Raw genomic sequence first — 11,820 nt, 5'->3', positions numbered from 1 at the left:
CTTATGCCCGACCCGCACGCTCACGCCCACCTGTCCAAAACCGAACTGCTGGCCCGCAAAAACGAAGAAGCCCTGCTCGGCGGCGGCCAGGCCCGCATCGACTCCCAACACAAAAAAGGCAAGCTCACCGCCCGCGAACGCATCGACCTGCTGATGGACGAAGGCTCATTCGAAGAAATTGGCAAGTTTGTGATGCACCGGGCCAAGGATTTCGGCCTTGATAAAGAGCACTACCTGGGCGATGGCGTGGTAACGGGCTACGGCACGGTCAACGGCCGGCTGGTGTACGTCTTCTCCCAGGACTTCACGGTTTTTGGCGGCTCGCTGAGCGAAACCCACGCCGAGAAAATCGTTAAAATCATGGACCTGGCCATGAAGAACGGCGCGCCCGTTATTGGCCTGAACGACTCGGGCGGCGCCCGCATCCAGGAAGGCGTGGTGAGCCTCGGTGGCTACGCCGACATCTTCTACAAAAACACCCTCGCCTCGGGGGTGGTGCCGCAGCTGTCGGCCATCATGGGGCCATGCGCGGGCGGCGCAGTGTACTCGCCTGCCATCACCGACTTTATTCTGATGGTGGAAAACACGAGCTATATGTTCGTGACTGGCCCCAACGTGGTGAAGACCGTGACCCATGAAGAGGTCACCAGCGAGGAGCTTGGTGGAGCCAGCACCCACTCGGCTAAAAGCGGCGTCACACACTTTAGCTGCGCCAACGAAGTAGCGTGCATCACGCACATTAAGCAACTGCTGAGCTACATGCCTCAGAACTGCGAAGAGACGGCCCCCGCCCAGCCTTACGAAGCCAACGGCGACGAAAGCCGCCCCGCGCTCGACCGCCTGATTCCGGACAACGCCAACCAGCCTTACGATATCCGCGAGGTAATCGAGGGCATCATTGACACCAATTCCTTCCTGGAGGTCCACCAGAACTTTGCCGAGAACATTGTGGTAGGCTTTGCCCGCTTGGCGGGTCGCAGCATCGGCATCGTGGGCAACCAGCCGGCCGTGTTGGCGGGCGTGCTCGACATCAACGCCAGCACCAAAGCGGCGCGCTTTGTGCGCTTCTGCGACTGCTTCAACATTCCGCTGCTGGTGCTTGAGGACGTGCCTGGCTTCCTGCCTGGTACCGACCAGGAGTGGCGTGGCATCATCACCAACGGCGCCAAGCTGCTGTACGCCTTCTGCGAAGCCACTGTGCCGCGCATCACCGTCATCACCCGCAAGGCCTACGGTGGCGCATATGATGTGATGAACTCCAAGCACATCGGCGCCGACATGAACTACGCCTGGCCCACCGCCGAAATCGCCGTGATGGGCGCCAAGGGCGCGGCTGAAATTATTTTCAAGCGCGAAATCGCCGCTGCCGACGACCCGGCGGCCAAATTGCAGGAGAAAGTAGACGAGTATCAGGAAAAATTTGCTACCCCCTACCGCGCAGCGCACCGCGGCTTCGTAGATGAGGTAATTCTGCCTTCGCAGACCCGGCAGAAGCTCATTCGGGCTTTCAAAATGCTTGAGAACAAGGTAGACGTGATGCCGCGCAAGAAGCACGGCAACATTCCGCTGTAATTTCTCGCACAGAGTTAGAGGAGTAAAAAGGAGTTTCACAGAGCTTTTTACTCTTTCTCGGCGATACTCCTTTTTACTCCTTCAACTCTGTGCGAAAAATCTTCTAAAATGCGTCCCGAGTCCTTCGAGTTTCTCCAAACCTACCTCAACAACCCCTCTCCTACCGGCTTTGAAAAAGAAGGCCAGAAATTGTGGCTGGAGTACATAAAACCGTACATCGACGAGTACTTCGTGGACACCTACGGCACGGTGGTAGGGGTGATTAATCCCAAGGCGAAATACAAAGTTGTCATTGAGGCTCACGCCGATGAAATTTCCTACTTCGTAAATTACATCACCAAAGAAGGCTACCTGTACCTGCGTCGCAACGGCGGCTCCGACCCCTTGGTGGCACCCAGCAAGCGGGTCAACATCTTCGGTGAAAAGGGCATTGTAAAAGCCGTGTTTGGGTGGCCCGCCATCCATGTGCGCAAGGTGGAGCAGGACAAAGCACCTACCATCGAAACCGTGTTTCTGGACTGTGGCGCAAGTAGTGCCGAGGAAGTGGCCGAAATGGGCGTGCACGTAGGTTCGGTTGTCACCTTTGAGGATGAATTCACGGTGCTGAACGATAAGTTCTACGTGGGTCGCGCCCTCGACAACCGCGTGGGCGGCTTCATGATAGCAGAAGTGGCCCGCATGCTGAAGGAGAACAAGAAAAAGCTGCCCTTTGGCCTCTACATCGTGAACGCCGTGCAGGAGGAAATCGGCCTGCGCGGCGCCGAAATGGTGGCCCACCGCATCAACCCCGACGTGGCCATTATCACGGACGTGACGCACGACAGCCAGTCGCCGATGTACGAGAAGAAAACGGCCGGCGATATTTCCTGCGGCAAAGGCCCGGTTATCACCTACGGCCCGGCCGTGCAAAACCACCTGCGCGACCTCATCATAGACACCGCGAAGCAGGCTGACATCCCCTTCCAGCGGGCCGCCGCCACCCGCGCTACCGGCACCGATACCGACGCCTTTGCCTATTCCGGCTCGGGTGTAGCCTCGGCTCTCATCTCGCTGCCGCTGAAGTACATGCACACCACGGTGGAGACGGTGCACAAAGACGACGTAGACAGCGTGACCCGCCTGATTTACGAGACGCTGCTTCGCATCGAAGACGGCCACGACTTCCGGTATTTCAAGTAAGCCGGTTGCTTTTTGTCATCCTGAGCGTAGCGAAGGACCTTATCACCGCTGAACAATTAATGTTTTTGCGTGATGAGGTCCTTCGCTGCGCTCAGGATGACAGTTTTTCAGGACGACTGCTCTAAGATGGAACTGCCACTCATTCCTTCTATTCCACTCACCGTGACCGACCAAATGGGCCGGCGCGTGGCGGTGCCCTTTCCGCCGCAGCGCATAGTCTCGCTGGTGCCTTCCCAAACGGAGCTGTTGTTTGATTTGGGCTTGGGCGAGAAGGTGGTTGGGCTTACCAAATTCTGCATTCACCCCGCCGATGCCCGCACAAAAGCTACGGTAGTTGGCGGCACCAAAAACTTCGATTTCGAAAAGATTGCCGCCCTCAAGCCCGACCTAATTCTTGGCAACAAAGAGGAGAACTATCAAATCGGAATCGAGCAATTAGCGGCCGACTACCCCGTGTGGCTGAGCGACATCAGCACCTTGCCCGAATCGTTGGACATGATTCGGCGCGTCGGCTTTATTGCCGGGGCCAAGGATAAAGCAGCCGCGCTGGCAGATGAGATTGACGCCTCCTTTTCGCAGCTAGCTTTCCCTGCAGCAGCAGTATCCGTAGCGTATTTCATTTGGAAGAAGCCCTACATGGTGGCCGCCACTGGCACCTTTATCGACGACCTACTGCACCGCTCCGGGTTCACCAACGCCTTCGCTGGCTTGGCGCGCTACCCGGAAGTGAGCGCCGAGCAACTTGCCGCGGCTGCTCCCCAGCGCATTTTTCTATCATCTGAGCCGTATCCGTTTGGTGAGAAGCACCTTGCGGAATTCCAGCAGCTTTGCCCCAGCGCACAGGTTGAGATTGTCGACGGCGAACTGTTCAGCTGGTATGGCAGTCGGCTGCGCGAATCAGCCGCTTACTTTATTCAGCTTCGCTTACAGTAAAGCCGCTTTTGGCCAGTTCTCTCCAGAACTGCGGATAAGACTTCTTCACTACCCCGGGCGACTCGATGGTGAGGCTTCCCAGCATGGCCAGCGGCGCAAAGGCCATGGCCATGCGGTGGTCGTGGTAGGTAGCCACCGATTGGTTGTTGACTATGAATCCGCTTGACTCAGCCCGGAAGCGTCCCTCGCCCATATCGCGCAGGTCGCCGCCAAACTTGGCCAGCTCCGTTTGCAGGGCCGCAATGCGGTCGGTTTCCTTGATGCGCAAGCTTTCCAGGCCCGTCATTTCCACGGGCAGGCCCCGAGCGGCGGCTATTACGGCCACGGTTTGCGCCAGGTCGGGGCAGTCGGTGAAATCAAACGCCAGTGCTCCGGAGGCTTCGGGCACGGGCTGCTGCCGCAGGTGAATGCCATCCGGCAAAAACGTCGTTTCTACACCAAAATGAGACATCATGCCCACAATGGCTTGGTCGCCTTGCAGCGACTCCTCACGCAGCCACGGCAGGGTAATCTCGGAGCCGGCGGGTGCCAGGGCCACCAGCGAGTACCAGTAGCTGGCCGCCGACCAGTCGGATTCCACCGTGTAGTCGGTAGGCTGGTAAGCATTGGGGCGCACCACAAACGTGTCGTCTTGGGCCGTATAGTCGGCCCCGAACATCTGCATGAGCGCCACTGTCATGTTGATGTAGGGGCGCGAGCCGATATGGCCGGTGAGCTGCAAGCGCAGCCCACCCGGCAGCCGCGGCCCCACCATGAGCAGCGCCGAGATGTATTGACTGCTGATGTCGCCGCGCACGGCTAGCGTCGTAGGTTCGGTAGTCGCGCCGGGGTCGGCAGCGAACCCGGCCAATTCCAGCGGCGGATAGCCTTCTTGTTTGAGGTAGCTGATGCTGGCACCCGCTTGGCGCAACGCATCGACCAGCACAGCAACAGGCCGCTCCTGCATGCGGGCGGTGCCGGTGAGCTGGCCGCGCCAGTTCGTGACGCTGAGGTAGGCCGTTAGGAAGCGCATGACGGTACCGGCGTCTTCGGCATCGAGCACGTTGGTGCTGGGGGCTGCGGCCAGCAGGCGGCGCATGAGTTGGGTGTCGTGTGCGTCGGAGAGGTTGCTGAGTGTGCCGCCACCGGCCAGGGCCTGCAGAATAAGGGCGCGGTTGGCTTCGCTTTTGGAAGCCGGGAGTTGGGCGGTGCCGCGGAGCGGGCTACCAGGCCAGGATAAGTGCATAAAGAAATGGACGCCCGCCTTAGCAGACGCCTGAATGTATTAAGCGTTATTTACGGACTGACGCACTTGGAAGCACTACAACCGGTGGTAGTACCGCAGCGATTCGGCAATCTCGGCCACAGTCACGGGCTGGTCAAACACGCCGTTGCCAATGCCATTGAGCAGGGTGCAATTGATGGTGCTGCCCGAATTTTTCTTGTCCTGAAGTGCCAGCTCGGCAATGGCCGCGGTTTCCAAGCTCACAAACGCCAGCTTGTCGAACACTGAGAACACGAAAGTTTCGATTTTGTCTAGGTCGTCGGCGCTCAACAGGCCGCGCTGCACCGACAGCCAACTTTCGCACACCAGGCCCGCGGCAACGGCTTCGCCGTGCAGGGCTTCGCGGCCGGGCTGGGTGAGCAGGTAGCTTTCCAGCGCGTGGCCTACGGTGTGGCCGAAGTTGAGCAGCTTGCGCGGGCCGCTTTCCAGGGGGTCTTGGGCTACGATGCGCTGCTTGAGCGCCACCGACTCGCGGATGATGCTGGTCCAGTCGTCGGTGAGCCAACCCAGGCGGCGGTGCTGGTTGAAGGCGTCAGCGTCGGCAATCAGCCAATGCTTGAGCACTTCGGCGTAGCCGGACTTTAGTTGCCGCGGGTCGAGCGTTTGCAGAAACTGCGGCTCGATAAACACTGCGGCCGGCGCCTGAAACACACCCAATTGATTTTTGTAGCCCTGAAAATCGACGCCGGTTTTGCCGCCCACGCTGGCATCTACCTGCGCCAGCAGCGTGGTGGGCACCTGCACGAAACGGATGCCGCGCTTATAGAGCGCCGCCGCAAAGCCGCCCAGGTCGGTAACCACGCCCCCGCCAATGTTCACCAGCACGGCGTGGCGGTCGGCGCGCTGCTCGGTAAGCGTAGCCCACACAGTGGCGCAACTTTCCAGCGTTTTGTATTCTTCACCGGCCGGAATCTGAATGAGGCAATAATCCGCTGGCAGGTGTTTTTCCAGCAGGGGCAGGCACAGCCGAGAGGTGTTGCTATCGGCCAGCACAAACACGCGGGTCACGGCCGGACGATACAGCAGCTCGGCAAGAGCCGGCAGGGCTTCGGGCCCGATTAAAACAGAACTATCCATGGGGCAAAAGTCAGGATAAATTTTTCAGTGGCTTTCTCCTAGGTCGAGCAACCATTGAGGGCTTGCGGCGGTCAGCAGTCTAGTGCAACCTGTTTCGCCCAGTTGGCTCCACCGTTCTGCTTCGCCACCTACTCGTTGCCTGGTGCACAAACTCTCCGCTACTCACTATCTTTTTTCTGCTATGAAACTTCATTTCCGCTCTTACCTGTGCATACTCATGGCTTCAGCTGGCCTTTTGGCGGGCTGTTCCAAAAGCCCGGTCACTCCCGAAGCCGCCAAGGCGGAGTTGCTAGTCGGGCACTGGGAGCTTACCCAAACTGACGGCGGCCCAACGGGCGGCATTCAGGCTGCCGCGCCCGACGAAAAGCACGAAATTGTGTTCACTAACAATAAAGCCACGTTTATACGCAACGGAGTTGCCACGGCCTCGCCGTCGTACACGCTATTTCAGGCCAACTCCTACGTCAATCGCTGCCCGCAAACCTTCCTGGCCTACGGCCGCCGGAGCGGGCAGGAGAAAGAGTTTATCGAGCGAATTACTTCAACCGAGCTGGTTATCGTGGAAGATTACGCCGACGGCCTCGGCTATTACTACAAGCGCCGCTAATCTTACCCTTTCTAATCATGCCACGCTTATTTCATCCTTATCTGCTTACCCTGTTGGTATCTGGTAGCGTGCTCAGCGGCTGCGAAAAAGAATCAGACTCTTTAACTGGGCTGGCAGGCACGTGGAAGCTCACCAACCGGGAATGCTTCTGCGCGCCCACCCCAGTGCCCAACGAAACGGTCACGTTCACCAACAGCGAATTCTCCTTTTATAAGGCCGGCCAGCTGTCAGCGAATGGTGCATACATCTTCACGGAGGGCAGTACCTGCGGAGGCTCAACCTTGATACCCGTGGCGCGCCTAACCTACGCCACTCCCAATCATTCGCCGACAGACGTAGTCGTGACAGTAGCCGGCAACACGCTGGTGCTGGATTATGGCATTGCCTGCGATGCCCCGCGAGAAACCTACAAGCGCACGAACACAAAGTAGTAATCTGCTGCATCCAAGCTCTTGCCACCCAAGTCCCCATGAAGCAACACCCCACCACCTTCCTGTTGCTCGCAGTAGTGGCCCTTGGGCTGGTAAGCTGTAAAAAAAACGCAGACCTCGCCACCGGGCTGGTCGGCACCTGGAAACTTACCAGTCGCGAGGAATGCTACTGCCCGGCCGGACAAGTGTACGATGAGACGGTCACCTTTACAGCCACCAGCTTCACCTTTTTTAAAGATGGCCTGGTAGTTAGCCAGGGAACCTATGCGCAGGGTACGGCTGCGCCGTGCGGCACCACCGCCCCCGTTCCGGTGCTAGCCCTCACCGACGTTGTAAGTCAGTCGCTAGAGGTTCCTTTCACGCTCGACAATCAGAAGCTAGTGCTCGACTACCGCAACCGCTGTATATCCGACTCTCCAGTCGACACTTACCAACGCGTGCCCTAGAACGTTGGCCTACAGCCCCGGGCCCAGGTGGGTCGGCCCATCCACGGGGCGCCCGTTGAGCACTTCGGTCTGCTTGCGAATGCTTTCGAGGTGAATCAGCTTGTAGAGCTCGCCCACGAATTTCTCGTTCACGTGCAGCCGCGAGGCCCACTCTTGGCGGGTGTGAAAGATTTCCTGCCAGCGGTCGAGCTGGAGAATCTTCACGTTGTTTTCCTTTTTGTATTCGGCCAGCTCTTCTACCAGCGCCATGCGGCGGGCCAAGGCTTCTACTATTTCGCGGTCGGCCACGTCCATTTTCTGGCGCAACTCCTCGGCGTGGTTCATAAACTCCGGCGAACTCTCGGAGGCGTTGCCGCGGTACTGCAGCGCATCCAGGATTTCGCCCAGGCGCACGGGCGTCACCTGCTGTTCGGCGTCGCTGAGGGCGTGGTCCGGGTCGGGGTGCGATTCGATGATGAGGCCATCGTAGTCCAGGTCCAGGGCTTTTTGGGCAATGGGCAGCAGCAGGTCGCGGCGGCCGCCAATGTGGCTCGGGTCGCAGATGAGCGGAATGTGCGGAAAGCGGGTTTTCAGCTCAATGGGCAAAATCCAGGTGGGCGCGTTGCGGTAGCGGCTGGGCGCAAACGTGCTGAATCCGCGGTGAATGGCCGCTAAATCGGTAATCCCGGCCCGCTCCATGCGCTCCAGCGCGCCGGCCCACAGGGCCACGTCGGGGTTCACGGGGTTTTTCACCATCACGGGCACGCCAGTGCCGGCCAGGGCATCGGCCAATTCCTGCACCGCAAACGGGTTGACGGTGGTGCGGGCCCCAATCCAGAGCACGTCGATACCGTGGCGCAGGGCTTCTTCCACATGCCGCGGCGTGGCTACCTCAATGGCAGTGGGCAGGCCGGTTTCGGCCTTCACGCGCTGCAGCCAGGGCAGCGCAATGGCTCCCATGCCTTCAAAAGAACCCGGCCGGGTGCGTGGCTTCCAGATGCCGGCCCGGAACAAATCGATTTTTCCCAGAGCCTTCAAGCCGTGGGCGGTGGCCATCACCTGCTCCTCGGTTTCGGCCGAGCACGGGCCAGCAATGAGAAGGGGCTGGCCTTTTTTGGCCAACATTCTGGTAAAGAACGTATCAGTAACGGGGAGCATTTTGCTAAGCAACAGATGAGGGCACGTTCCCGGCCCACGCCGAAAAGCTCGGCAAACGTAACTCGTTTCCTCGAAACGTTGTTTACCGGTTACCTTCGCCAGCCCTACTGGTTTCGCCCCATTCCCACCCTCCAGCCGTTTTTTATGTCACCCGCCTCCCCTACCCAGGCCCCGCCCATTTCTTTCGAAGACACCCGCGTGGCTTTTGCTTCTAAGTCCGATGTCCAACTGCGCAAGGTGTACGCCTTGTTTGCGGCCATGAACAACGGCACGCTCGTGAAAACCGGCAGCGGCCTCATGAAGTCGGCCTTGAAGTGGGGCCTGCCCGGCACCAAGTTCCTCATCAAGCACTCCATCTTCGAGCAGTTCTGCGGCGGCGAAACCATTGCCGAATGCCGCCCGGTAACTAACGAACTGGGCAAGTACAACATCGGCACCATCCTAGACTACTCGGTGGAAGGCGAAGGCAGCGACCGCAGCTACGACCACACCCGCGACGAAATCCTGGCCACTATCGACGAGGCCCACCGCTCCAAGCACATCCCGTTTTCGGTATTCAAGGTTACAGGCGTGGCCAACGTGGCCATCCTAGAGAAAATTCAGGCCGGCAAGCTCCTCACTCCCCAGGAGGAAGCCGCCCACGCCCGTGCCGTGGCGCGCGTCGACGCTCTGTGCGCCCGCGCCCACCAGCACGGTGTGCGCCTGTTCGTCGATGCCGAGGAAAGCTGGTTTCAGCACACCATCGACCTGCTGGCCTACGACATGATGGCCAAGTACAACCGCGAGACGGCCATTGTCTGGAACACCTACCAGCTCTACCGCCACGACCGCCTCGATGCCCTCAAAGCCGCCCACGACACCGCCGCGGAAGCAGGTTACTTCATAGGCGCCAAGCTCGTGCGCGGTGCCTACATGGAAAAAGAAGCCCGCGTAGCCAAACAACGCGGTTACGACAACCCCATCAACCCGACCAAAAACGCCACCGATGCCCTTTACGACGAGTCGTTGCAGTACTGCGTCGACCACATCGACCGCATCAGCATCTGCGCCGGCACACACAACGAAGCCAGCTCCCTGCTGCTCACCCAACTGATGCAGCAAGCCGGCCTGGCCCCCAACGACCCCCGGGTATGGTTTGCCCAGCTCTATGGCATGAGCGACAACCTCACCTACAACCTCGCCAACGCCGGCTACAACACCGCCAAGTACCTCCCCTACGGTCCCGTGGCGGCCGTGATGCCCTACCTCCTGCGCCGGGCCGATGAAAATACCGCCATTTCCGGCCAGAGCAGCCGCGAGTTTTTGCTCATCCAAAAAGAAATCCGCCGCCGCCAGGGGCGGTAGCTCGAGTTCGATTCGAGTAGTTTGATAAGTTGATTAACTGATAATAAAGGATAAGGCTTCGCTTGTCGAAGCCTTATCCTTTATTGTTTTCACAGCCGCGGCGTTGGCAATTATCAGGGATTTAACAGCCTCTTTTAAAGGCCAATTACGCAACGCACGGGTAGTCACCGACCAGCCCCTCCGATTTCGGAACGATTCTGGTAGGGCAACATCCAGTGGGGAATGAGTTATCCGGTTGAGGTGGCGCTGAGCAGCGGTGCCTTCCCGTTTAATTTCACTACTTTTCAGCCCCCAAAACGGTTTTCGTTCATTTGTTGCCCCGCCATGATTGGTCGCATACGCACTTATTTAATCCGCTATTCCCGTCAACAATCCGGAACAGTAAGCTACCTCACCTTGGTGCAGGAAGCCGAACTGGGGTTAAATCTGGAAATTTCACACGAAAAGTCACGCTTGAACGAAATGCTGGCTGAAATTTCCATGAGCGAATACGAAGAAGGGCGTCCGCCCCTGAGCTGCCTCGTCAAGGTGCAGGGCTCCAAAGGCCAGGGCGACAACTTTTACAAGCTGTGCGAGAAAATGGGCATGGGCGAGTGGCGCTCACTTAAGCAGAACGAAGATTTTTTGAAAGACCTCATCAGCGAATGCCGGGCGTTCTGGCGCGATGAAGCCAACTTTCAGAACTTCGCCTGAGCCGCTTACTAAGCCTTATTGGCTTCAATTTTCGCGCTTCGCTAGCGCTTCGGAGACAGTAGTGAAAAGTTAAGGAATAAGTTGGATGTAACCTCTACTGCGGTGGTCCCGTTAAGGACTCAACCAGCCGCTAGGTTGGCTATCCTTTCCACTTTTCAACTCCTTTCACCATGGACACCAAGAACGATCCAAACAACCCGCAAAATATCGGTACTGGCGCAGGCGCAAACTTTGGCACCCGTGCCACGGGCACTGGCCTCGGCAACAGCGTAGGCTCTAGCAACGAGGGCAGCAGCTACAACGCTACTCCCGGCAACGACAGCGGTTTGGGTACTACCAACTCCGGCGCTCCCGCCGTTAATCTTCCTACTAACTCGGTTGAAGGCGACGACTTCAGCGCAACTGCCAAAGGTGCTGCTATGGCTGGCACCCCCGGTGCAGTAGTTGGCCGCGCCGTTGACGGCGTACAAAACACTGCCGACCACGCGGCCCACGCCGTAACCGGTCAGCCTTACGATTCGAGCCGTGGCACGAACATGAGCGGCATGTTCCGCGACCGTGACAGCGCTGAGCGCGCTTATCAGTCGCTCTCCTCGCGTGGCTATTCGAAAGACGATGTGAACGTACTGATGTCGGACGATACCCGCAAAACTCACTTTGGCGATGACACTGCCCACACCGAGCTTGGCGACAAAGCCATGGAAGGTGCTGGCGTAGGTTCGGCCATTGGTGGCACGGCTGGTGCTATCATCGGCGCTATCGCAGCCATTGGTACTTCGGTAGCTCTGCCCGGCTTGGGCTTGGTTATCGCTGGTCCGTTGGCCGCTGCTTTGGCCGGCGCTGGTGCCGGTGGTCTCACGGGTGGCCTAGTAGGCGCCTTGGTAGGCTCGGGCATCCCCGAGGAGCACGCTGCTGAATACGAGCAAGGCATTAAAGAAGGCGGCATCGTGATGGGCGTGAAGCCCCGCAACGAAGAAGATGCTCGTTACTTCGAAGAGGAGTTCCGTCGTCACAACGGCGACAAGATTTACAAGTACTAATCTTGCTCCTAGGCTTCGGCCTGATAACTGAAAAAAGCCTTCCCCATTCGGGGAAGGCTTTTTTGTTGCAACTTCTCCCCACCCAAACTGGTCTGTA

The 11,820-nt window shown here is 58.6% G+C and carries 12 protein-coding genes; 9 read left to right on the top strand and 3 right to left on the bottom strand.

Features of this window, described 5'->3' with window-relative positions; genetic code table 11:
* Positions 1–3: 3 nt before the first annotated feature.
* The 3 genes from BMZ66_RS12210 (at position 4) to BMZ66_RS12200 (ending at position 3,684) form a co-directional block, all read left to right on the top strand.
* Positions 4–1,572 carry an acyl-CoA carboxylase subunit beta gene (locus BMZ66_RS12210; protein ID WP_092673387.1) on the top strand — a complete coding sequence of 523 codons (1,569 nt, stop codon included), beginning with the start codon at positions 4–6 and terminating at the stop codon, positions 1,570–1,572.
* A gap of 108 nt (positions 1,573–1,680) precedes the next feature.
* Positions 1,681–2,751: a M42 family metallopeptidase gene (locus BMZ66_RS12205; protein WP_092673384.1), complete on the top strand. Its 1,071-nt coding sequence runs from the start codon at positions 1,681–1,683 to the stop codon at positions 2,749–2,751.
* A gap of 96 nt (positions 2,752–2,847) precedes the next feature.
* A complete protein-coding gene (locus BMZ66_RS12200) occupies positions 2,848–3,684 on the top strand; it encodes a helical backbone metal receptor (RefSeq protein ID WP_234795076.1) in 837 nt (278 codons plus the stop codon).
* Here the strand turns inward: BMZ66_RS12200 and BMZ66_RS12195 are convergent.
* On the bottom strand, positions 3,662–4,909 hold the full coding sequence (locus BMZ66_RS12195; RefSeq protein WP_092673381.1) for a 3-phosphoshikimate 1-carboxyvinyltransferase: 1,248 nt from the start codon (positions 4,907–4,909) through the stop codon (positions 3,662–3,664). The genes BMZ66_RS12200 and BMZ66_RS12195 overlap by 23 nt on opposite strands.
* Before the next feature lie 75 nt (positions 4,910–4,984).
* Complete coding sequence (gene aroB, locus BMZ66_RS12190) at positions 4,985–6,025, bottom strand: 3-dehydroquinate synthase (RefSeq protein WP_092673378.1); 1,041 nt, start codon at positions 6,023–6,025, stop codon at positions 4,985–4,987.
* Between the two features lie 181 nt (positions 6,026–6,206).
* On the opposite strand from aroB, the gene BMZ66_RS12185 reads away from it, so the two are divergent.
* From BMZ66_RS12185 to BMZ66_RS12175, 3 genes are read left to right on the top strand one after another with little or no spacing between them, the layout of a single operon-like run.
* Positions 6,207–6,632, top strand: a complete 426-nt coding sequence (locus BMZ66_RS12185; RefSeq protein ID WP_092673375.1) for a hypothetical protein — start codon at positions 6,207–6,209, stop codon at positions 6,630–6,632.
* A 17-nt stretch (positions 6,633–6,649) separates the two neighbouring features.
* Positions 6,650–7,063 (top strand): hypothetical protein, encoded by a 414-nt coding sequence (locus BMZ66_RS12180; protein WP_143080176.1) that lies wholly within the window; start codon positions 6,650–6,652, stop codon positions 7,061–7,063.
* 38 nt (positions 7,064–7,101) lie between these two features.
* Positions 7,102–7,509, top strand: coding sequence for a hypothetical protein (locus BMZ66_RS12175; RefSeq protein ID WP_092673369.1), 408 nt, complete (start codon positions 7,102–7,104; stop codon positions 7,507–7,509).
* Positions 7,510–7,518: 9 nt separating this feature from the next.
* On the opposite strand, the gene BMZ66_RS12170 is transcribed toward BMZ66_RS12175, so the two are convergent.
* Positions 7,519–8,646, bottom strand: a complete 1,128-nt coding sequence (locus BMZ66_RS12170) for a chorismate mutase (protein WP_092673366.1) — start codon at positions 8,644–8,646, stop codon at positions 7,519–7,521.
* A gap of 144 nt (positions 8,647–8,790) precedes the next feature.
* On the opposite strand from BMZ66_RS12170, the gene BMZ66_RS12165 reads away from it, so the two are divergent.
* The 3 genes from BMZ66_RS12165 to BMZ66_RS12155 all read left to right on the top strand — a co-directional run bounded on the left by BMZ66_RS12165 (position 8,791) and on the right by BMZ66_RS12155 (position 11,723).
* On the top strand, positions 8,791–9,990 hold the full coding sequence (locus BMZ66_RS12165; RefSeq protein ID WP_092674721.1) for a proline dehydrogenase family protein: 1,200 nt from the start codon (positions 8,791–8,793) through the stop codon (positions 9,988–9,990).
* Positions 9,991–10,314: 324 nt separating this feature from the next.
* The gene (locus BMZ66_RS12160) at positions 10,315–10,683 is read left to right on the top strand and encodes a hypothetical protein (RefSeq protein WP_092673363.1); all 369 of its coding nucleotides are present in this window, start codon (positions 10,315–10,317) and stop codon (positions 10,681–10,683) included.
* Between the two features lie 545 nt (positions 10,684–11,228).
* Positions 11,229–11,723, top strand: coding sequence for a hypothetical protein (locus BMZ66_RS12155; RefSeq protein WP_234795098.1), 495 nt, complete (start codon positions 11,229–11,231; stop codon positions 11,721–11,723).
* The last annotated feature ends 97 nt before the right edge of the window (positions 11,724–11,820 follow it).

The organism is Hymenobacter arizonensis, assembly GCF_900115775.1.
In the GTDB taxonomy this organism is placed as follows: domain Bacteria; phylum Bacteroidota; class Bacteroidia; order Cytophagales; family Hymenobacteraceae; genus Hymenobacter; species Hymenobacter arizonensis.
This window is presented reverse-complemented; position numbering and strand designations above follow the sequence as displayed.

Excerpts from the sequence above, each read along its gene's own strand:
- BMZ66_RS12210 (WP_092673387.1), top strand. The coding sequence starts at position 4 with ATGCCCGACCCGCACGCTCACGCCCACCTGTCCAAAACCGAACTGCTG.
- BMZ66_RS12205 (WP_092673384.1), top strand. The coding sequence starts at position 1,681 with ATGCGTCCCGAGTCCTTCGAGTTTCTCCAAACCTACCTCAACAACCCC.
- BMZ66_RS12200 (WP_234795076.1), top strand. The coding sequence starts at position 2,848 with ATGACAGTTTTTCAGGACGACTGCTCTAAGATGGAACTGCCACTCATT.
- BMZ66_RS12195 (WP_092673381.1), bottom strand. The coding sequence starts at position 4,909 with ATGCACTTATCCTGGCCTGGTAGCCCGCTCCGCGGCACCGCCCAACTC.
- aroB (WP_092673378.1), bottom strand. The coding sequence starts at position 6,025 with ATGGATAGTTCTGTTTTAATCGGGCCCGAAGCCCTGCCGGCTCTTGCC.
- BMZ66_RS12185 (WP_092673375.1), top strand. The coding sequence starts at position 6,207 with ATGAAACTTCATTTCCGCTCTTACCTGTGCATACTCATGGCTTCAGCT.
- BMZ66_RS12180 (WP_143080176.1), top strand. The coding sequence starts at position 6,650 with ATGCCACGCTTATTTCATCCTTATCTGCTTACCCTGTTGGTATCTGGT.
- BMZ66_RS12175 (WP_092673369.1), top strand. The coding sequence starts at position 7,102 with ATGAAGCAACACCCCACCACCTTCCTGTTGCTCGCAGTAGTGGCCCTT.
- BMZ66_RS12170 (WP_092673366.1), bottom strand. The coding sequence starts at position 8,646 with ATGCTCCCCGTTACTGATACGTTCTTTACCAGAATGTTGGCCAAAAAA.
- BMZ66_RS12165 (WP_092674721.1), top strand. The coding sequence starts at position 8,791 with ATGTCACCCGCCTCCCCTACCCAGGCCCCGCCCATTTCTTTCGAAGAC.
- BMZ66_RS12160 (WP_092673363.1), top strand. The coding sequence starts at position 10,315 with ATGATTGGTCGCATACGCACTTATTTAATCCGCTATTCCCGTCAACAA.
- BMZ66_RS12155 (WP_234795098.1), top strand. The coding sequence starts at position 11,229 with ATGTTCCGCGACCGTGACAGCGCTGAGCGCGCTTATCAGTCGCTCTCC.